17 protein-coding genes are annotated in these 21598 nt (G+C 56.0%); 7 read left to right on the top strand and 10 right to left on the bottom strand.

Going from position 1 to position 21598, the window contains the following annotated elements; translation table 11 throughout:
• Positions 1-274 precede the first annotated feature (274 nt).
• Positions 275-1192 (bottom strand): sulfurtransferase, encoded by a 918-nt coding sequence (locus tag H6F46_RS05740; protein ID WP_190353975.1) that lies wholly within the window; start codon positions 1190-1192, stop codon positions 275-277.
• A 160-nt stretch (positions 1193-1352) separates the two neighbouring features.
• Here H6F46_RS05740 and H6F46_RS05735 point away from each other — a divergent pair, with 160 nt between their 5' ends.
• The 5 genes from H6F46_RS05735 to H6F46_RS05710 all read left to right on the top strand — a co-directional run bounded on the left by H6F46_RS05735 (position 1353) and on the right by H6F46_RS05710 (position 8858).
• Entirely contained in the window at positions 1353-1595 is a 243-nt protein-coding gene (locus H6F46_RS05735) for a hypothetical protein (RefSeq protein ID WP_190353892.1), read from the top strand.
• A complete protein-coding gene (locus H6F46_RS19775) occupies positions 1592-2737 on the top strand; it encodes a glycosyltransferase (RefSeq protein ID WP_199291402.1) in 1146 nt (381 codons plus the stop codon). The genes H6F46_RS05735 and H6F46_RS19775 overlap by 4 nt, the downstream gene beginning before the upstream one ends.
• A gap of 276 nt (positions 2738-3013) precedes the next feature.
• Positions 3014-4852: a DNA repair protein RecN gene (gene recN, locus H6F46_RS05725; protein WP_190353891.1), complete on the top strand. Its 1839-nt coding sequence runs from the start codon at positions 3014-3016 to the stop codon at positions 4850-4852.
• A 548-nt stretch (positions 4853-5400) separates the two neighbouring features.
• Complete coding sequence (locus tag H6F46_RS19060; RefSeq protein WP_199291401.1) at positions 5401-8217, top strand: adenylate/guanylate cyclase domain-containing protein; 2817 nt, start codon at positions 5401-5403, stop codon at positions 8215-8217.
• A gap of 266 nt (positions 8218-8483) precedes the next feature.
• Positions 8484-8858 (top strand): hypothetical protein, encoded by a 375-nt coding sequence (locus H6F46_RS05710; protein ID WP_099533030.1) that lies wholly within the window; start codon positions 8484-8486, stop codon positions 8856-8858.
• Between the two features lie 613 nt (positions 8859-9471).
• Here the strand turns inward: H6F46_RS05710 and H6F46_RS05705 are convergent.
• The 9 genes from H6F46_RS05705 to rpsB all read right to left on the bottom strand — a co-directional run bounded on the left by H6F46_RS05705 (position 9472) and on the right by rpsB (position 18741).
• Positions 9472-9822 (bottom strand): DUF5615 family PIN-like protein, encoded by a 351-nt coding sequence (locus H6F46_RS05705; protein ID WP_190353890.1) that lies wholly within the window; start codon positions 9820-9822, stop codon positions 9472-9474.
• A 14-nt stretch (positions 9823-9836) separates the two neighbouring features.
• On the bottom strand, positions 9837-10166 hold the full coding sequence (locus H6F46_RS05700; RefSeq protein WP_190353889.1) for a DUF433 domain-containing protein: 330 nt from the start codon (positions 10164-10166) through the stop codon (positions 9837-9839).
• Positions 10167-10420: 254 nt separating this feature from the next.
• Positions 10421-12325: a cation:proton antiporter gene (locus H6F46_RS05695; protein ID WP_190353888.1), complete on the bottom strand. Its 1905-nt coding sequence runs from the start codon at positions 12323-12325 to the stop codon at positions 10421-10423.
• Positions 12318-12485, bottom strand: coding sequence for a hypothetical protein (locus H6F46_RS05690; protein ID WP_158234409.1), 168 nt, complete (start codon positions 12483-12485; stop codon positions 12318-12320). The genes H6F46_RS05695 and H6F46_RS05690 overlap by 8 nt, the downstream gene beginning before the upstream one ends.
• A gap of 182 nt (positions 12486-12667) precedes the next feature.
• Positions 12668-14023, bottom strand: coding sequence for a UDP-glucose/GDP-mannose dehydrogenase family protein (locus tag H6F46_RS05685; RefSeq protein ID WP_099533024.1), 1356 nt, complete (start codon positions 14021-14023; stop codon positions 12668-12670).
• 206 nt (positions 14024-14229) lie between these two features.
• Positions 14230-15168 carry a UDP-glucuronic acid decarboxylase family protein gene (locus H6F46_RS05680; RefSeq protein ID WP_099533023.1) on the bottom strand — a complete coding sequence of 313 codons (939 nt, stop codon included), beginning with the start codon at positions 15166-15168 and terminating at the stop codon, positions 14230-14232.
• A 183-nt stretch (positions 15169-15351) separates the two neighbouring features.
• On the bottom strand, positions 15352-16503 hold the full coding sequence (locus H6F46_RS05675) for a hypothetical protein (RefSeq protein ID WP_190353887.1): 1152 nt from the start codon (positions 16501-16503) through the stop codon (positions 15352-15354).
• Positions 16504-16908: 405 nt separating this feature from the next.
• A complete protein-coding gene (tsf, locus tag H6F46_RS05670) occupies positions 16909-17568 on the bottom strand; it encodes a translation elongation factor Ts (protein ID WP_099533020.1) in 660 nt (219 codons plus the stop codon).
• Between the two features lie 405 nt (positions 17569-17973).
• On the bottom strand, positions 17974-18741 hold the full coding sequence (gene rpsB, locus H6F46_RS05665; RefSeq protein WP_099533040.1) for a 30S ribosomal protein S2: 768 nt from the start codon (positions 18739-18741) through the stop codon (positions 17974-17976).
• Between the two features lie 244 nt (positions 18742-18985).
• Between rpsB and H6F46_RS05660 the strand changes: the two genes are divergently transcribed.
• Together H6F46_RS05660 and H6F46_RS05655 are read left to right on the top strand one after the other, a co-directional pair.
• Positions 18986-19981: a glycosyltransferase gene (locus H6F46_RS05660; RefSeq protein ID WP_190353886.1), complete on the top strand. Its 996-nt coding sequence runs from the start codon at positions 18986-18988 to the stop codon at positions 19979-19981.
• Between the two features lie 281 nt (positions 19982-20262).
• Positions 20263-21516 carry an MFS transporter gene (locus tag H6F46_RS05655; protein WP_347278283.1) on the top strand — a complete coding sequence of 418 codons (1254 nt, stop codon included), beginning with the start codon at positions 20263-20265 and terminating at the stop codon, positions 21514-21516.
• Positions 21517-21598: the final 82 nt, after the last annotated feature.

Raw genomic sequence — 21598 nt, 5'->3', positions numbered from 1 at the left:
TTCAGGCTAGTCGATTCATACAGCCTTTACCGAGAACGATTGGTGCGTCAAACCGCAGGTGCTATGAAGCGGTTAGGAGGTGGGCAATGCCCACCCTACAGGTTTGAGCTAGGTACAGGCTGTAATTTTGAATCAAGTGAATTTTGAATCAAAGGGATTGGTCAATCAGTACCGGATCAATGCTGATCAACGGGTTAAAGATTGACCAATTTTTACAACCGACCCCAAGAATCAAAATCCTGGCCTGAATTTTCAGTCAGCTTTGGGTCAATGCCTAGGCACGATCGGGGCCAGTTTCCACCGGTAAATCAGTGGTGCTGTACTCAGTCCAAGACCCTTCATAAATGCGCACATTGGGATAGCCCAAAAGATGCTTCAGCACCACATATTGCAAAGTGGCTTCCCGTCCAGTGCTGCAAGAAACAATGATTTGTTTGTCGGGGGTGATGTTACGGCTGGCCAGAATCTGCCGAATTTCATCCAAGGACTTCAGCTTGTGGGGATTTTTGAGCGCTTCTTGGGAATTGTTGGCTTCGGTAAAGGTTGGCCAAGGAATATTTCTCGCACCGGGAATGTGACCGTTTCGCACCCAAAGGGGCTTTTCACCGCTGAATAATTCCGGAGGGCGAGGGTCAATAAAAACCACGTTGGGCTGGCCAATTAATTTCCGCACATCGGCCAGGGTGACGCGAACGGAGGGATCGTCTTTGAGTTGGAATGTTTGCCGATCGTACCGGGGATATTCCTTGGTGACGGTTTGACCCGAGGTCTGATAACCGGCAAAGCCACCATCCACGATCGCAATGTCTTTGACTCCCGATCGCTCCAACAGGTAGGCCACCATGGTTGCGCCTAACACGTCATTGCCGTTGGAATAAACGGCGACCTTTTGGCGATTGTTAACCCCAGCTTTGCCAAAAAGCGATGCGATTTTTTCGTTGTCCCAATATTGCACCGGCAAAAAGCCATCGGGGCCGCGAAAGGCTAAATCTGCAATATGCACAGCGCCGGGAACATGGCCCCCGATGTAGTCCAGGGGCGAGTTGCGCACATCCAAAACGCGCAAGTTGGTATCACTCAAATGTTGGCTGAGCCACTGGGGTGACACAAATTCAATTTTCGCCTTGGGAGCGTTGGCGACGGCGGGTAAGGCCCAAGTGGGCAACAACACCACAAGGGCGATCGCCAACATGCCCCACAGCCAGGTTGTGAAGTGCCAACGCCGGAACGCTCGTTTTGTCCAACGATCGCTGCCATTGATCCTGCCCATTTGTCGAAACCCTCATTTGCCCTTGAACTGCTTGGATCTAAAAAGACCGGTTTTCCGATCGGATTACCGTTTAATGCAGTGCATGGTATCACTCCTGTTCCAAAAAGTCCACTTTCCCGATCGGGTTACCGATGATTATCAAGAAACGATCGGGGCAAGCGCTCCTGGGGGAATTGTCCGGTTGGCTGAATCCTTGGCGGGCAAAGAGATGGAAGTTAGGCTAGGCGATAATGGCCCCAGCCGATCGCCCTGTGGATTGGCTCCCGACCTGGGCCCGATGGCTGGCCGGGTCGATCGCTCGTCGCTCATTGGTTTTTCATCGTGACCTCAGAACAACACCCCCGTCCCCAAACCCCAACGACGATCGCGGTTTTTTATCCGTTTTTTGCGGGTGGGGGAGCGGAAGCCGTGACCCTGTGGATGTTGAATGCGTTGCAGGCAGACTATGACCTGACGTTATTTACACTGACCCCGATCGACCTCAATCGGTTAAACCAGCTCTATGGAACCCAACTTTCCGATCGGGTAAAAGTGCGCTACTGCATCCCGGCTCCCTTCAAGAATTTGGTAGAATTTCTAATCGCCAATAGTCAGTTTTTTCGCAAGTTTTTTTGCCACTTTTGCATCCGATTTTTCAAGAAATTTAGTCGGCAGTATCACTTGGCAGTTTCTGGCTATAACGCGATTGATTTGGGTTGCGATGGGGTGCAATATGTCCATTGGGTGGGTGTCCTAGAAAACCGAAATTTCTATTGGGTTTCGCAGTTTTCGGAAGCCAGAATGCGGCGCAATTGGTCGATCGCTAATTCGCGGATGGTGGCCACGGTGGCCCAGGAGCGTTATGGTGGCCAACCGGTGGTGGTTTATCCGCCCGTGGCCGTGGATGCGCCGACGGTGGCTTGGCCCGATCGCGAGGAAGCTTTTATCTGTAGTGGGCGCTTGACCAAAGCCAAGGAACCGCATCGGGTGCTGGAAATTTTGAAGCGGGTGCGCGATCAGGGGTTTCCGATCAAGCTCTATTTCACGGGTGGCGGTGGCGGGGTTTATGGTCAGAAATATCGGCAGTTTTTACAACAAAAAATTGATGAAAATGCCGATTGGGTGACCCTTTACGAAAATTTGAGCTATGCCGATTATGTGAATGTGCTGTCCCGTTGCCGCTATGGACTCCACTGGAAAAAGGAACCCTTTGGCATCTCGATCGCAGAAATGGTGAAAGTGGGAACCATTCCCTTTGTGCGCGATCGGGGAGGTGGCCAGGTGGAAATTGTTGGAGAACAGAACAAAGAATTGATGTTCGCCAATGACGAGGAAGCGGTGGCTAGAATTGTGGCTCTGTTGTCCTCTTCGGAGTTGCAAAGTCGAATGCGATCGGCCCTTGAAAAACAGGCTCAACTATTTTCAACGGAGCAGTTTTCTCAGGATATTCGGCAAGCCATTGAAACCTACTTGAAACAGCACTCTTGATCGATATTTGATCGATTTGGATCGATACCTGAAAGGGGGTCTGAAAAGTCGCGATCGCTCAGGTCAGGGTTGGGAGACCCAACCCCTACGGCGATCTTGGTTTCGTTGGTTGCGGGTCACGATCGATTCTGTTCCGGTTGCCTCGTCCATTCCGCTGGGTCGGCTGAATCAACATAGGCTACCGAAAGCCTTTCCCGGTTGCCAAGCCTTTCGACCTGGTAGGCGACACGCCTTAAGCTAGGAGAGCGCTAGGCGAGTGGGGTTAATCAACGGTCCATGCTGCTGTCATTGCGGATTGAAAACTTTGCGCTGGTGGATGCGCTGGAAGTGACCCTTGGGCCCGGGCTGAATGTGCTGACGGGAGAAACGGGCGCGGGCAAGTCGATTATTCTCGACGCGATCGAGGCGGTGTTGGGCGGGCGCATCACGGCCCGATCGATCCGCACCGGCTGCGATCGGGCAGAAATTGAGGCGACCTTTGCCATTGATCGATCGCTGCGGGCCTGGCTGGAAGCGAGGCAATGGGATATGACGGGCGATCGGCTGGTTTGCAGCGTGGAAATTGTCAGCAGTCCCGGCAATGGCGACGGGGGCAAAGGCGGCCGCAGCACGGTGCGCAGCCGGTTTCGCTGCAACGGGCAACCCATCCCCAAAACCCGCATGGCCATCCTGCGCGATCGACTGGTGACCATTGCCGCCCAGGGACAAACGGTGCAATTGCTGCAAGCAGAATCCCAGCGGGATTGGCTGGATGAGTTTGGCGGCGCACCGATTTTGAAGCAGCGATCGGCCGTGGCCAAGGCCTATGACCGAGCCCAGGAATTGTGGTTGCAACTGAGCAGCCGCCGACAACAGGAAGCCCAGCGACAACAACAACTCGATCTCTATCAATTCCAGTTGCAAGAGCTGATGGCGGCGGCCCTCACGGAAGCACAGGAACTGGCTGACCTGGAGCAAGAGCGCGATCGCCTGACCCATGTGGTGGATTTGCAACAGCAGAGCTACCAGGCCTATGAGTTGCTCTATGCCGGGGCCGACGATGCGGCTTCTTGTGCGGAACTGTTGGGCAAAGCGGAAGCCCTATTGGAGCGATCGGCTCGGTTCGATCGACAGGTGGAAGCCATTTTGGAGATGGTGACCAGCGCCCTCACCCAAGTCACGGAGGCGGGGCTGCAAATCAACGCCTACGGAGCCAGCCTGGAAAGCGATCCCGATCGGCTGGAGTGGGTGGAGGGGCGAATCATGCAACTCAAGGCCCTTTGCCGGAAATATAACCTCGACCTGGGTGCTCTGATTGCGCGGCGCGATGAGCTGGAACAGTGGGTGGCGGAGTTGACGGACGGGGGGCAATCCCTGGAGGCCTTGGAGCACCAATACCAAGCGGCCTATCAAGCCCTCGAAGCCGAGTGCGATCGCTTGCATCAACTGCGTCGCCGGGCCGCACGGGATCTGGAAACGCAACTGGTGGCGGAATTGGTTCCCCTGGCCATGGAGCGGGTGCAGTTTGCTGTGGAGTTTGGGCGGGTTTCTCCCTCGTCGGCCGGGTTCGATCGAATTACCTACACCTTCAGCCCTAACCCCGGAGAACCCTTGCAACCCTTGAGCGAAACGGCTTCCGGTGGAGAAATGAGCCGCTTTTTGCTGGCGTTTGAAGCCTGTTTTTCCCAGGTGAGCCAGGTACAAACGGCGATTTTTGATGAAATTGATGCGGGGGTTTCCGGGCGGGTGGCCCAGGCGATCGCCCAAAAGCTCCATCACCTCAGCCAAGATCACCAAGTTCTGTGCGTGACGCACCAGCCGATTGTGGCGGCCATGGCTGATCACCACTTCCGCGTGGCCAAAGTGACGATCAGCACCCCCCTGGCCGAATCGATCACTGACCAAAATGATGCAGAAGGAATCCGAACCGTGGTGCGCCTCAGCGCTTTGGGATCAGAACATCGCCGGTTGGAGCTGGCCCAACTGGCCGGGGGCCTCGACGGCCCAGCGGGTTCCACGGAAACCCTGGCGGCGGCTAATGCCTTTGCCGATTCCCTGCTCGATCGAGCCGCCCGGTTGCGCCAGGGCGATCGGCCCCCACGGGCCCCGCGCCGCCTCCCTCGAAAAACGTCGTAAAATCAACGACAATCTCGACTCCTGAATCCCTCTATGGTCAGAGTAGCGATCAACCCGTCATCCCAAAATGGCTTTTCAACGCTGGATCGCCCATTTTGTTTGATCGCCTCTTGGACTCCCACAACCACGGCTTCATTCATGGCCCCGGGCCTAAGCCACCGAAGTTGCCCCCTGAGGAAAATAGAATAAACAGACTACACTAGGGCGTAAAAACAATGCTTCGGATTGCATCCTTGAAGCGATCACCCTAGATCCGTGGACTCAGAAACGCCACGATCCACGCCAATTCTCAGGTTCGGGCAATGGTCTTCAAAACCAATTGCGAACCGGTTAATCACTGGTGACTCATCCAGTAGGGCGATCGATCATCAGCCGCTCCCGACAGTTGTTTCAGTTCCGTGATTGTTTGAGGTTTCTTCGCACCCATAATCTTCACCCACCGCTGACCCATTTCCCCGCGCACCCTATTTGCACCCCATTCAAGTTACTTCCCTGCTGATTCTGCTTCGATCGCACCTTGACCCGCAGCGATAATCTCCCGAGCATCTATGGCCCCCTCGTCGCCTAAGCAACCGATCGCCCAAGCCACCATTCTCGAAGCCACCGTCGTGGATGTCGTCGCCACGGACTCCCGCGCTACCGAGGTTGTGACGGATAACACCGCTGCCACCCACGAGGCCAGCCGGCCCCCAGCCAATCCGCGCCCCTCCAGCAGCGGCGGCGGTGGGTTAGTGGTCTCGCGCCAAGGCGGGTTTAAGGCGTTCCTCGCACCCCTGAAGCGCGACACCTTTAAACAGGTGGTCACCGACGTGGAGGATAAGCTCCGGGTCGTGAACCAAACCCTCTCCATGTTGGACGTGCTCAACGACAACCAAGGGGGGTTTGAAACGGTTCTGGAGGAAATGCTCGAATCGATCAGCCTGAAAACCGGGGAACTGCTCAACGCCGATCGCACCACCATCTACCTGTTAGACGAAGAGCGGGGGGAACTGTGGTCGAAGGTGGCCAAGGGCGCACCCGAAATTCGGATTCCTTCCACCGTCGGGATTGCCGGAGAAGTGGCCACCTCCCGCAAAGTCATCAACATTCCCTACGACTTCTACAACGATCCCCGATCGGCCGCCGCCAAAAAGTTTGATCAGCAAAACCATTACCGCACCTACACCATGCTGGTAATGCCCCTGCTCAACGAGTTTGAAGAACTCGTGGCCGTGGTGCAACTGATCAACAAACTGAAGCCCGGCGTGGATCCGAGCACGGGACTGGCGGACAAAATTGATCTCGAAGGCTTCACCGGCCACGATGAACAGGTGTTTCGGGAGTTTGCTCCCTCCATCCGTCTAATTTTGGAGTCGTCGCGGGCGTTCTACGCGGCCATCAAACGTCAGCGGGCGGCCAATGCGCTGATGAAGGCCACGGAAGGTCTGAGCAAGAGCAGCTTGGACTTGGAAGAAACCCTGGCCAATGTGATGGATCAGGCCAAGGAACTGATGCAGGCCGATCGCAGCACCCTTTGGCTCTACGACGAAAATAAAAATCAGCTCTGGACCAAAATTCCGATCAACGGTCGGCCCACGGAAATTCGGATTGATGCGGCCAGCACGGCCTTCGCCGCCCAAGTGGCCCAGTCTGGTCAGCCCCTGCGGATTGACTTTGACCTGTACGATCGCCCCGATTCCGAAACCTCCAAACAAACCGACCAGCGCAGCGGCTACCGCACTTGCAGCATGTTGTGTATGCCGGTGTTCAATGCCGATCGGCACTTGATCGGCGTGACCCAGCTCATTAACAAAAAGCGCCAAGGCGAATTTCCCGCCTACGATCCCGCCGATTGGCCCGCTGCCCCCGAATGCTGGAAAGCCAGCTTTGACAGCAGCGACCAAGAATTCATGGAAGCCTTCAACATCCAAGCGGGGGTGGCGCTGCAAAATGCCAAATTGTTTGCGGAAATCAAACAGCAGGAGCAAATGCAGAAGGACATTCTGCGATCGCTCTCCGATGGGGTGATTTCCACCGACAAAAACGGCAAAATCCTGGCCGCCAACGACAGCGCCAAAAAGCTGCTGGGTCTGGAGTCCGATGACGAACTGGAAGGGCTTTCGGTCACGGATGTGGTGCGCCTGAAGGCCAAGGCCGATCGGGAAGGGGGCGACAAGTTTAACCAGTGGGTGCAAGCGGCCCTTTCCGCCAGCGAGGAAAAAGCCCGCCGGCAATATTACCCCGACCAAACCTTGATGCCTTCGACCCTGATCGAAGCGCCGCCGCCGCCCCCTGCCCCAACTCCCGTGCCCAAGCCCCCCGGCCTTGATGACGACCTGTGGGACGAGCCGACGATGATTGTTCCCGAGCCGGAACCGGAGGCCAAGCAGGAGGAACATAGCGTTAACCTGTCCCTGAACACGATTGCCGACGCGGCCGATCCCACCCAGGTGCGCGGGGCTTTGATCGTGATGGAAGATATCAGCGATGAAAAACGCCTGAAGAGCACCATGTATCGCTACATGACCCAAGAGTTGGCGGAACAGCTCCTGGCCAGTGGTGAAACCAAAATGGGGGGCGATCGCAAGGATGTATCGGTGCTGTTCTCCGACATCCGCAGCTACACCACCATCACCGAAAGCATGACCGCCGAAGAGGTGGTGGCCATGCTCAACGAATATTTCGAGTCGATGGTGGATGCGGTGTTCCAACACAAGGGAACCCTCGACAAATACATCGGGGACGCAATCATGGCCGTGTTTGGCTCACCGTTGCCCCTCGATGACCATGCTTGGATGGCGGTGCAAACGGCGGTGGATATGCGCCATCGGTTGGTGGAGTTCAACCTGAAGCGTCGTGAACAGGGCAAGAAGGAAATCAGCATTGGGATTGGCTTGCATTCCGATGAAGTGATTAGCGGCAACATTGGTTCCAGTCGGCGGATGGAGTTCACCGCGATCGGGGACGGTGTGAACCTGGGGTCTCGCCTGGAGGGGGCCACCAAGCAATATGGCTGCGACATCTTGATTAGCGAAAACACCTATCGCAAGTGCAACCCCGATCGACTCTGGGCCCGCGAACTGGACTACATCAAAGTGAAGGGCAAGAACAAGCCCGTCTCGGTGTACGAAATCATCGCCATCAAGGAAGGGCCCCTGGCTCGCGAAGTGCCCCAAGCCAAGCTGGATATCCTGGATCACTACGGCCGCGGTCGGCGGCTCTATCTCGATCGGCAGTTTGCCCGGGCCATGGCTGAATTCGGCATGGTGTTGGAAATTAACAAGGACGAAAAAGCCGCTCAACTGCAACTCCAACGCTGTCAGCATTACCTGACCAATCCCCCCGAGGCCGAGTGGGATGGTGCATTCACCATGACCAGCAAGTAAATCTGGTAATGCTCGCGTAGCTGCGCAAAATCTGGCGCAATCTAGCGAAACCGGTTCATAAACCCCATTGACCAGCCGATCGGGGAGGTCAGTGGGGTTTACGAGCGTTAACGGGCGATCGCCCCAGCCTTGGAAAGCTGTGGATCCCCCTGTGATTCTTCCCGATCAGTAGGCTACCTTAATGGACGCAATGGATAGGGTTGCCGCCACCATCACGGGGCCCAGCAATCCCTTGAATTGCAATCCACTTCTTCTTCAGACGTTCTATGGCGAAAAATCGCTTTTTTTGGCACTCCTCCTTGGCAGGGCTAGCTGTGGCCCTCGTGGGTTCGGCCCTGGGCGCACAACCCGCTGCTGCTGAATATCAGTCGGTGACCTTCACTCTGACGAATTCCACCAGTCGGGTGCTCGAAGAATTTTATGCATCTCCCCCCAGCACCAACGATTGGGAATCAGACATTCTGGGAACTGATGTGCTCAATCCGGGCGAGTCCATTGAGATCACGATCGATGACGGCCGCGAGGATTGTCTCTACGATTTCAAAGGCGTGCTCGGCCCCGGGAATGGTGTGGGTCGGGGAGCTTTGATCCAATCCAGCGTCTCTGTCTGTGATGGCGGCACTTACGAATATTCCGAATAGTCACGGCTCGATCGAGCGATTCTAGCGGCTGCTTACTGTTGGCCTTGGGATGATGGTTACCGCCATGATTGTCCCAAGGCTCAATATTTTTAGGGCGATCGGTTGGCTATTGCGCTTGGCTGAGGGTTGGCTAGAGGCTGATGTAGCGATCGGCCAGTTGCTCCAACAGTTCAACCATGGCCTGAACCATCGGCAATCCTGTTAAAAGCTCAATCCAATGTTGTAGTAATTATTGACCCACTGTGCTTTGGGGAAAAGACCTGGCAGTGAGAAAATTAACGATTCAGTTTCTTGTTGACAATATTTGATAGCCCAAGGATCTTGTACCTCTGGAAAGGGTTGAAAGTTGTTGAGTTTATGCCACCAAATAGCTCCTAGATTTTGCATTTCTCTCAAGGAATCCAAAAGAGTCAGATTCTCTTGAGCTAACTATCCGGTTTGATCTTAAGAGTGAGCATATTGACTTGGTTGAATAAAGCCAATGGGTTTTGGATAAAGTAATTTTCCTATGAGAAGCGATCAGAAAAAGTTGCTAGATATCCTGGAAGCAATCGATCACCTTGAACAATACGCCATTCTAGGAAAGATAGAATTTGAGAAAATTGTTACCCAGTTAGCGAAGCGGTAAGAAATAAACTCTCCCTTCTAATTCCTCTTCTAACGCACATTCTTCTAAGAGTAAAATATCGTCGATCGCCACTGAAACGGCTACCCGGCGGCTAACTTCAACCAGTCCAGGCATTTTCAGACCTGCTTTGACTCGATCATAGGCAAATCCCGCCATCGTAGATACATCATGGGTTAACGTCACCCGATTCGCGTCAGCAGCCCAAGCCAAAACAGCAGGATCATCCGCGCCCGACAAGCCCACATCTTGAACTCGCTCAATATCTATGGCGGTATTGCGCCGTAAAATACCGCGCACAATCTGATTATTGAAATTTTCGTCCGCAAGAAACTTCATACTTTAGAAGTGAATTAGTGATTCATCTGTCGCGCCAGCAGCCGATCGCGCAAACCCACTGGGTTATCAGTTGCTTCAATTCTTTGCTGTACTGTTACCGCCAAATTAGATCGCGATCGCAAATAGTCATCAACTTCCGATCGATGTCGCAAATAATATCCCAACACAGAATAGATATCAGCCAACTGAAGCGAAGGATATTGCTCTTGAATCTCCTCAGCTAAATTGCCTTCTAGAAATGCCAAAATTATTGTGTCCAATGTCACGCGGGTTCCTCCCACGCGAATGACACCTGTAGCATCAATGGCTAAAGGAACAGTTTCTGTCACTGGCATAATTAACATCTCAAAGCCTCCTAATTGATTGGTTTATTTGCTAAGTGCAATTTCTACATAAGGGCGCATTTGGTCGCTTTGGAGATCAAAATTTAATTTATAGCGATCAATGTCGTTGTCCTCACAGTACCTGCATCCTTGATTTGGGATTAGTCCGGTAGCTGTGCGATCGCGAATCTGCATCAACTTCACTGACAAAATCGGCAATATTGATATGCGTCACTTTGAGCGAAACGGTAAACTTGGTGGTCTTAACAATCCAGTTACATGGCTTCTTGGATTGCTTCGCTGGCAAGGGGCAACTCCTCCACAGAAGGCAGCCGCTCGATCGTGAATTCGGGCTTGCGAGATCCGGCCAAACTTTGCAGGAGCTTCGGCTTGGGATCATGGAGTAAATAGATGAGCCGATCGCCCGCTAACCATGGGTCGTGGGCAGAAACCACCATCAGCCGATCGTCCCGAGCAATCAACAATGGAATTAATTCTCCGGTGCGAATCAGGGCCGTGAGATGGGCATGTTGCAAGTCTAAATCGGTCGATCGCATGATCGTTTCCCCGAGTTTGACCGCCCGATCGCTCACCAATTGATTCCATTCCTTGAGGCTGCGTTGGGTAGCAAAGGCGGGTTGCACCTTGCTGCTGCGTTTGGCTTGGCCGTTACCGTTGCTGTTCTCTTCGGTGGGAACGGCGGCCAAGACCCGAGGCGGGGCGAATTCTTCGGCGGCGCGTTGGGCCAAAACCGCATTCACTTCCCCATTGCTGGTGGCCGCGAGGAATGTTCCCACGGACTCCAAACCGGCCGCTTCCAAAACGGCCGTGTCGAGGGCGCTGCTGGAAAAAACACGGAATCCGGCGCTTTCGGCTTGCTTGCAGGCTTCCGGGTCGGTTTCCACAATCGCCACCGCTTCCCCGCGATCAGCAAACAGCCGCGCCACCAGCAATCCAACAGGCGTGGCCCCGGCGATCGCGATGCCGCGCCGCTCTGTGGAGGTTAACCGCAACCAATCGGCTACCCAGCCCGCCGTCAGGCCTTGGGCGGTGACCGTGGTGGCGATCGTCAAAAACACCAAGGCTTTAATGGACTCGCCGCCGGTAATGCCCCCTTGGGTCAACAAAATCGAGAACAGGGAGGCCACGGACGCGGAAACAATTCCCTTGGGAGCCACCCAACCGGCAAATAGTTTTTGTCGCCAATTAAAGTCGCTACCGGCGGTGCAAAGCCACACGTTCAGCGGGCGCACCACCAACATCAACACCAAAACGGCAGCCAAACCGCCCCAACCAAGGGTGAAAACGCTGGCGAGGGAGAGGTCTGCCGCCAACAGGACGAACAGGACGGAGATGGCCAGCAGGGTCAGTTGCCCTTTGAAGCGGCGCAGGGTGCGGGCTTCGGGCAGCTCAGCGGCCCGGAGAACGATGCCTGCAATAACCACTGCCATCAGGCCGGATTCGCTGGCGGTTTGTTGCGACAGGCTATATAGACCCCAGGCTCCGGCCAAAACGGTTAAATTTCGAAGGTCATCGGAAAGGAAGGGGGCCCGCCGCAGGAAGGCGGCGATCGCCCAGCTGCCCAACCCACCGATCAAACTGCCGGATCCCAAGCGCCATAACATGCCGGCCAGGATGGCGCTTGGGTCGCCCCCGCCGTCGATGATGATGTCGAGGACAACGACGGCCAAGATCGCCCCGATCGGGTCAATTAATACGCCTTCGCTTTCGAGAAGGGCTGAAACCTGCCGATCAACTTGAATATTTTTCAGCAGGGGGCCGATGACCGTGGGCCCGGTCACCACCACCAGGGAGGAGTAGAGCAGGGCGATCGGCCAAGGAAACTCCGCTAACCAGTGGGCCGCCATGCCGCCGCCCGCAAAGGAAACCAACGTCCCGATCGTCACCAAGTTGCGCAGGCTGCCGGAGACTTTGCCCACATCGCGTAACTCCAGGCCCAGACCCCCTTCAAACAAAATGAGGGCCACTGCCAAGGAAACGATCGCCTCCAGGGCCGGGCCCAACTGTTGCGGGTCGATCGCCCCGAGGCCGCTGCGCCCCAGGCTAATTCCAAACACCAGCAGGCAAACGATGCCGGGCAGCCGCAACCAGGCCGCCACAATTTGGGCCCCGATGCCCACCAAAACGGCCAGGATGAGGGTTTGGGCAATCTCAGCCACAGTTGCCTCCCGCGCGATCGCCCCGAGGATGGGGATCGCGGCTGTCTTGGGTCACAATTCCCTGACGTTTGCCGAGGATGCCATATCCCGCGAGATGCCCCGCGAGGTGCCCCGCGAACCGGTAATGCTGTGAATTGAAGGGCAACAGCAACAGCGCCATCGGGCGCAAGAACTCAGTAAAAAACCTCGCCTGCTCTCCCCCTCATGCTTGTGTTGAGGGTGTTTTGGACAAAACTAGGGAGCTGGATTGGGAGCAATCGAGAGCCTCCCAAGGCGGGGACGGCCAAAACCGCTTGTGGGCCAGTATATCGCAGGGGCCCCCGGGGCCCCTGAAGGTGATCTTTATCGGCCAATGCCTACGTAGTGGAAGCCTGCGGCCTCCAAAGCCGCCCGATCGAGGAAGTTTCGACCATCAACCACCGTGGGATTGTGCATGGCTTTGGCCATCTTGGCGTAATCCAGGGTGCGGAATTGTTCCCATTCCGTGACAATCACCAGCGCATCGCAACCATCCGCCAGCAGCTCGGGATCGGTTTCCACATAGACGTTGGAGAGGCCGTGGCGCATTCCGGTTTGGGAAACGATCGGGTCGTAGGCCTTCACCTTCGCGCCCAGGCGGCTGAGTTGTTCAATCAAAATCAGGGACGGTGCATCGCGCATGTCGTCCGTGTCGGGCTTGAAGGTGAGGCCCAACAGGCCGATCGTCTTGCCCTTCAGGATCTTGAGGGTCTGTTGCAACTTCTCGATCGCGATCGCCCGTTGCCGTTGGTTCACGTTCACCGCCGCCTTCAGCAGTTCCGCATCGTAACCATAGTCACTGGCCGTATGCACCAGGGCGGACACATCCTTCGGGAAACAGGAACCACCCCAGCCAATCCCCGCATTCAAGAACTTGGGGCCAATCCGCGAATCTAAGCCAATGCCCTTGGCCACTTGGGTCACATCGGCCCCCACCCGATCGCAGATATTAGCCACTTCGTTGATGAAGCTAATCTTAGTGGCCAAGAATGCATTGGCCGCATATTTCACCATTTCCGCCGAGGCCAAATCCGTCGTGACGATCGGCACCGGAGGCAGGGCTTGGTTTTCTGCAAAGTCGCGCCGGACGATCGGGTCATACAACTCGCTCATCATCCCCAGGGCCTTGGGGTCATTGCTGCCCAACACGATCCGATCGGGGTTGAAGGTGTCGTAAATGGCCGAACCTTCCCGCAAAAATTCTGGATTGCTGACCACCGCAAAGGCCGGCTCCGGTTGGCCCGGTGAATTTTCCTTAAAGGAATCGAGCACGATGGTGCGCACCCAGTCCCCCGAGCCGATCGGCACCGTGGACTTATTCACAATTACCTTATAGTTGCTGCCACTCTTCAGGCTGGTGCCAATGCCCCGGGCCACCGCTTCCACATAGCGCGTGTCACTTTCCCCCGTGGGAAGGGGCGGCGTGCCCACGGCAATGAAGAGGATGTCGCTTTGATCAACCCCGGAAGCCAGGTCGCTGGTGAACTCGATCGTCCCCTCCGTCATGGCCGCCTGCATCAATTCCGACAGACCCGGCTCATAAATCGGGGATTGCCCCGACTTCATCAGCTTCACCTTTTCCTCGTTGTTGTCTACGCAGGTGACATGGTGGCCTGTGCGCGCCAAGCAAACTCCGGTTACCAAGCCCACGTAGCCCGTTCCAATTACACAAACACGCATAAATTCACCTTCTGTACAAGTGGAGTCCTTACAAGTTGGGGCGATCGGCAACCATTCAGCTCTATTGGGGCCAAATGGTGCAGACAAACTGAGATCCGTATTCCCTGGAGCCTGGCATCAGTCCGGTTGATTGCGACCGCCCGGATGGTTTCTGGCCCGGATGGTTCCTGGATGGTTTTGAGACGCTGCCTGTTCCAACTTGCCCCTTAGGCTTCAGCGGTAATCCGTTGGCGGAAGTCCTCGATCGTCTTTTGCAATCCTTCTTCGAGGGGCACGGTTGGCTCCCAACCCAGCCACAGCTTGGCGCGGGTAATGTCGGGACGGCGGCGGCGCGGGTCGTCCTGGGGCAGGGGTTTATAGTCAATTTCCACGCCGGAACCCACCTGGGCTTGGACGGCTTTGGCCAGCTCCAAAATGGTGTATTCCCCGGGGTTGCCGAGGTTAACGGGGCCAGTGTGGTCGGGATTGTTCATCATCCGAATCAACCCATCCACCAAATCCGACACGTAACAGAAACTGCGGGTTTGGGAGCCGTCTCCATAAATGGTCAGGGGCTGGCCACGCAGGGCTTGCACAATGAAGTTGCTGACCACGCGCCCATCGTTTTCCAACATCCGAGTTCCGTAGGTGTTGAAAATACGCACCACGCGGATGTCTACGCCGTTTTGGCGGTGATAGTCAAAGGTGAGGGTTTCGGCAATCCGTTTGCCTTCGTCGTAGCAACTGCGGATCCCGATCGGGTTGACGTTGCCCCGATAGTCTTCGCTTTGGGGATGGACTTCTGGATCGCCGTAGACTTCGGAGGTGGAGGCCAGCAGGAACCGGGCTTTGACCCGTTTGGCCAAGCCCAGCATGTTCATGGTCCCGATCGCGTTGGTTTTAACGGTTTTGACGGGATTGTATTGGTAGTGCACCGGAGAGGCAGGACAGGCCAGGTGATAAACCTGATCCACTTCCAGCCGAATAGCTTCGGTAATATCGTGGCGGACGAGTTCAAAGTTCGGGTGGCCCAGCCAATGAACGATGTTGCGCTTGTGGCCGGTGTAGAAATTGTCGAGGCAAATGACCTCATGACCGGCGTTCATTAGCCGATCGATCAAGTGCGAACCGATGAAGCCCGCGCCTCCGGTGACGAGGATTCTCATGGCAACGTTGCGCTAGGGGGTTTGAAATCCCCAATAACCTAGCACCTGGGATGAGGCGTTGGGTGTGTGGTGATGGATTTTCAAGGAATCGGGCGCGATCGAGGTGCGATCAAGGCGCGATCGGGTTGGTGGGCGCTGATCCCTGAGGCAAATCTTTAGCTGGCTGATGAACTCGAGTCCTTCCTAGTCTTCAAACCAAGCACTACGCCAAGCGGATTCGGCGGAGGCGATCGCCTGGCGATGTTGCACCTTCTCGTAGCGGGTGCGGAGTTGATCAAGCTGCTCCAGCACCTGTTGAATCGCGGCCCGCTGGGGCTTCAGGTCGGGGTTGCTAAAGTGAATTTCCGAGAGGCGCAAATGCACGGCCACCAGGCGGGTGGCTCCGTCGTTGTCGTTGTCGGAATCGTCATCGCCTTCGCCTTGCATGATCAGCTCAATCAGATTAGGCGAGTTGCCGGTGAAGTCGTCGAAGTCTCCCTTTGCGGCAATGTCCAGCATGGCGGGCGGGAGTTTGCGGGGCAAAATGCCGGCCGAGCGCAATAGTTCGTTGGCCTGATGGGATTGGGCCCGAAGGGTGTTGTTGGTGAGCTTTTCGCGCGATCGATGCCATTGCAGCACGCGACTGGGGTGGGTCGCCAGCGTTGCCAGCACTTCGGGCATTCCAGCATCCAGGTCGATCGCTGGGGGCCGGGGTTCGGGATCTGACTCCGGTTCTGAGTCGGCTGCTTCCTCTGGGTCGGCTGCTAGATCGTCGTCATCGCGCCCTGAGGATGAGTTGGCGTTGGATGAGTTCGCGTTTCGGGGGCGATCTCTCGCTTCGTCGTCAGCATCTTCAGGATCTTCAGCGTCGTCCGCATCATCCCCCTCCAGCTCGATCGACTCAATATTGACCAACGAGTTAAAAGCCGCCGCCAGAGCCGCCGCCATTTCAGCGGTGCTGGGGCCCTCGTTGTCTTCGTTGTCTGATCCGTTGGCCGAACGGCGACCGCTGGATTTGGGTCGATCGATCGCCTCCACCTTCACAATCCGCTGTTTCCGCTCGGGCTTGGGAATGGGTAAGGCCAGGTTTTGTGCCAACTGTTCAGACAGGTCGCGGGCCAACTGTCGCAGGGCCTGCTGTAGGTTTTGGCGCTCCATGAAAGGCAGTGCCAAAAACCGCTCAGGATACTTATGGGTACAGATGCGGTAGCTGGCCAAAATCAACTGCTGACCGGCGGCGGCTCCCAAGGTGCGCAGATAGCTCAAATCCGCCTCGTATAAGGACTCCGCCAGCGATCGAGACCGATCGCTCAGCTCCGCCAATTCTTGCTCCAGTCGATGAATCGGGTCGGTCACGGGTGGTTTCGCCTCTTCTCTCTGCACCAGTTCAAATTCGTGCAAATTCTTACGTGCAAATTCTTACGCACAAATTCTTACGCACAAATTTTTATGCAAATCCCACTGCGCAAATTTCACCGCGCAAATTCAGGCTACATAAACTCAATCTGCGGCAATTTGCAGCAATTTGCACAAGCTCAAACAAATCCAATCTTTCAAACCAGGCTGAACAGTAAACCAGGCTGAACCAGACCAAAATTAGGAACGATCGCCCCAACAGCACCAAAGGCACAGCCACGGATCGTTCGGACGGTTGCGCGATCGATCGGGCCATGCCTTCGGGTTTAATTCAGCCGTTGGGGCGACAAGCCGGACAAAACCGCCTTCCCCACAAATCGGATGGGCCATCCAGCCCCAGCCGTCCTATTTGTTGCCGGTTTGGGCAGCCACTTCCTCAGCGAAGTTGCTTTCTCGCTTCTCGATGCCTTCACCCAACACAAAGCGCTGGAAACGACGAACTTGGATGTTTTCCCCAATCTTCGCGATCGATTCCTTGATCAGTTCTTCCACGGTCTTGCTTTGGTCGCGGATAAACGGCTGAGGCAGCAAGCACAGCTCTTCCAGACGCTTCTTAATCCGACCATCAACAATCTTTTCTTTCAGTTGCTCGGGCTTGCCGGCCAGGTCTTCGCGACCCATTTCGATCGCCTTTTCGCGGGCCACCACTGCCTCAGAAATTTCCGAAGTCGAAATGAACTCCACATTCGGACAAGCGGCAATTTGCATGGCAATGTTGCGCACCAGCTCCCGGAATTCATCGCGCTTGGCCACAAAGTCCGTTTCGCAGTTCACTTCCACCAGCACGCCGATCCGACCGCCGGTGTGGATGTATGCATCAACCAGCCCTTCAGCGGCAACGCGGCCCGCTTTCTTGCCAGCGGAGGCGATGCCCTTTTGGCGCAGCCATTCGGTGGCCTTTTCGATGTCGCCGTTGTTTTCTGCCAGGGCTTTTTTGCAGTCCATCATGCCCGCGCCGGTACGTTCGCGCAGGTCTTTAACCAGCTTTGCCGAAATCTCTGCCATGGGGCCCTCGTTACCTAAGCGTTTGCAAGCGTTGTCGTGAACTGTGCAGCAGTTATTTGCCGTTGATTGTAAAACCTGACGAGTCAGGACGGGGTTAAGCTTGCCCTAACCCGGCTCGCCTGATCGATATCAACTTAATGAACTGAGCTGAAAATGTGCTGAGCTGAACCGAGACGAATGAACCGAAGAAGCGACGGAAATTAGGACAGTTAATTGAGCCGAAGCTTGGTGAGCCAAAATCTGGCGGTGTTTGATCCGGCTCGATCGACCAGCGCCGACCCTTGCGACTTGGCCGATCAATCCAGACAGCGGCTCAAGCAGTGATTTCAACGCCTGACTTCTTCGGATCTCGCAGCGGAAGAATCAGAATTTTGCCGATCCGAGGACAAGTCTTGAAGACAGACCTTAGGCTTCGGTGCTTTCTTCTTCTTCGTACTCTTCTGCGTCGTAGTCGTACTCTTCGTCGAAGGCTTCGTCTTCGCTATCTAATTGACCGTGGCGACCTTCATAGATCGCATCGGCCAGCTTGCCGATGATCAGCTTGATCGATCGAATTGCGTCGTCGTTGGCGGGAATGGGCACATCCACCGTATCGGGATCGCAGTTGGTGTCCAGCAGCGCCACGATCGGGATCCCCAGCTTCACGCACTCTTGCACCGCGTTGTATTCCCGACGTTGGTCCACCATGACTACGATGTCAGGCAGCTTGCGCATGTGCTTAATGCCGTTCAGGTACTTTTGCAGCTTGGCCATTTCGCGGCGCAGCACCGAAGCTTCCTTCTTGGGCAGCAGGTCAAGACCGCCGGTTTCTTCGCGGCGCTCCAGTTCCTTCAGCCGATCGGCCCGGCTCTTGATCGTGGTCCAGTTGGTGAGCATCCCGCCCAACCAACGCTGGTTCACATAGAAACTGCCGCAACGGCTAGCCTCTTGGGCCACGATGCCAGCAGCTTGGCGCTTGGTGCCCACAAACAGCACGCGCTTGCCTTGCTCGGAGGCTTCGCGCAGAAATTGATAGGCATATTCCATGCACTGGGCGGTTTGCACCAGGTCAATGATATGCACGCCGTTGCGAGCCGCGAAGATGTAGGGCGACATCTTGGGGTTCCAGCGGCTAGCCTGGTGTCCAAAGTGAACACCAGCATCGAGCATTTGGGTAAGGGATACGACTGCCATGGTTGGCGATTTCTCCTGATATTCGGGTTTATCCTCCATCCAGCGAGCGATTTTGCAGAAGGCGAAAGGCTGACTAGCTCAGGGTTTGCGACCTTGGCTTCGGCTCTTTGGCAACCGACAAAACACCCGAAACGCTGGATGTGCGTTTTAGAGAGCTTGACTAGGGTATCACGGGGGGTGCGATCGCGATATTCTTTTGCAAGCGTCCGCTGAGGCGCAAGGCCGATTCCCTAAGGATGCCCCCATGATCTCTTCTCCGGCTCGATCGATTCCTGGGTCTGAGTTGCCCTTGGATGATCGCCCCGACATCTCGATCGTTGTGCCCATCCACAATGAAATTGAAAGCCTGCCCCATCTGCTGGATGCCATTACGGCGGCGATGGAACCAACGGGCGATCGCTACGAGATTGTTTGTGTGGATGATGGATCGCGGGATGGCTCCGGCGATTGGCTGAAGCAGGCGGCGATCGAGCGTCCCAACCTGCGATCGGTGATTTTGCGACGTAATTATGGTCAAACGGCGGCCATGGCTGCAGGGTTCGATCGCTCCCTGGGCCACACGATCGTGACCCTGGATGCGGATTTGCAAAACGACCCCCAAGACATCCCGGCCCTGCTGGAGAAGCTCAACGAGGGCTATGACCTGGTGACTGGTTGGCGGGTCAAGCGCCAAGATGCGGCCATGACCCGACTGTTGCCCTCGCGGATTGCCAACGCCATCATTCGCCGGGTCACGGGCGTGCGTGTGCGGGACTATGGCTGTTCGCTTAAGGCCTACCGCGCTGAATTGCTGGCCGATATGAACCTTTACGGCGAGTTACACCGATTTTTGCCCGCCTTGGCCTTCATGGAAGGGGCCAGAATCACAGAAATTCCCGTGCGTCACCATGCCCGCCAGTTTGGCCAAAGTAAATATGGCCTGGGCCGCACGATCCGGGTCGTGATGGATCTGCTGACCATTTGGTTTATGAAAAAATTTCTGACCCGGCCGATGCATGTGTTTGGCCCCCTAGGGTTGGGGCTAATTGCAATCGGGGGAGTCCTGTTTCTCTATTTGATTGCAATCAAAGTCTTTTTGGCCCAGGCCATTGGCGATCGCCCCCTGTTGACCATTGCCACTGTGTTGTTGCTGGCGGGCTTTCAATTCTTCTGCTTTGGTCTGTTGTCGGAGTTGACCATGCGCACCTACCACGAATCCCAGGGCCGACCGATTTATCGAATTCGGGAAGAAGTGGGCTAGTCAACGGTTAATCAAGTTGATCAACCTGATCAAGTTGATCAGCAGCAGCTAATCCGCAGTCATGGCTTGAGTAATGGCTTGGCGGCGGTTGAGCGACACCGGATTCGCAGGCCGATCGGTTTGCGGGGAAGCTGTGAAAAGACGTTGATAAAGACGTTGACATCAAAAGACTTTGCCAAGGGGCGATCGCGGCCTGGGGCCAAGCGGCGCTTCATTGCATTTTTGTCACATTCGCTACAATGATCAGTCCTATCGCCAGCGTGTAAGCACCTGAAGTTGCCGTGTTATCGCTGTTTCGATCGCTGCCGGCCCACAGTCGGCGGAATCTGTTGTTTTTAGCAGGGGCGGCCTTCCTATTTTGGTGCAGCATGGCCTCGCAACTGCCGGTGCTGTCCTTATATGTGCGTCAAACGGGCGGCAACGATAGCCAAGTGGGGCTTGTGATGGGAGCCTTCGCGATCGGGCTGTTGTTGTCGCGCCCGCAGTTGGGCCAGTTGGCCGATCTCCAAGGCCGGCGGCGGGTGTTGCTGCTGGGAACCGTGGTGGCGGCGATCGCCCCGATCGGCTATGGCTTGGTCACCTCCGTTCCCCTCCTGATGTTAGTGCGCATTTTTCATGGCCTGAGCATTGCCGCCTTCACCACTGGCTACAGCGCTTTGGTGGTGGACTTGTCTCCTCCGGAGCGAAAGGGGGAGCTAATTGGCTACATGACCCTAACTCAGCCGGTGGGCGTGGCGATCGGCCCGGCCCTGGGCAGCTATTTGCAAACGGCCTATGGCTTTTGGCCCACCTTCATTGTGGCCGCCAGCTTTGGGACGGCCGCCACGATCGGGATGAGCTTTATTCAAGAAACAGCTCCCCCAGCGGAGGATCCTGCCGCCAGCTCATCCGACAGTTCAGAGCGTTTTTGGGCCAAGTTGGCCACGCCCGCTCTGCGGACTCCAGCCTTGGTGATGCTAACGATCGGGCTGGTGTTTGGTACGCTCAGCACCTTTGTGCCGCTCCTGATTGTGGAGAGCCGCGTGGCCCTGATTCCCGGCCTGTTCTACACCGCCGCCGCCGTGGCCAGCTTCAGCGCCCGATTTTTAGCGGGCAAACAGTCCGATCGCCTGGGCCGCGGTGCGTTCATCACCCTCAGCTTGGTTTGTTATGTGGTGTCCATGGGCTTGTTGGCCCAAGCGGAATCCGTGGCGGGATTCATCGTGGCCGCCTTGCTCGAAGGGCTGGGGGCTGGGTTGCTGATTCCCTCGATTGTGGCCCTGGTGTCCGATCGGGTTCCTGCCCACGAGCGCGGCCGCAGTTTTTCCCTGGTGTTGCTGGGGTTTGATCTGGGCATTGCGATCGCTGGGCCCGGTTTGGGGGCCGTGTCCGATGCCTTGGGCTATCGGGTGTTGTTCGCGATCGCCTCTGGGTTGGCTTTGGTGGCGTTGATGATGTTTATCACCCTGTCGAGCAAGTCCGTGGGTCGATCGATCCGGTTCGCCTTTGGGCGATCGCCGGATGTCTATGCCCTCAGCCCTTCGGAATCCCACTAGATTCCAATTGCCGTGATCTAACCCCTGGATTCCTGGCCTAACCCGGCCTCTGAATCAACCCTCACCCCATCAGCACCCAGCC

Source organism: Limnothrix sp. FACHB-1083 (assembly GCF_014696485.1).
Taxonomy (GTDB): domain Bacteria; phylum Cyanobacteriota; class Cyanobacteriia; order CACIAM-69d; family CACIAM-69d; genus CACIAM-69d.
This window is presented reverse-complemented; position numbering and strand designations above follow the sequence as displayed.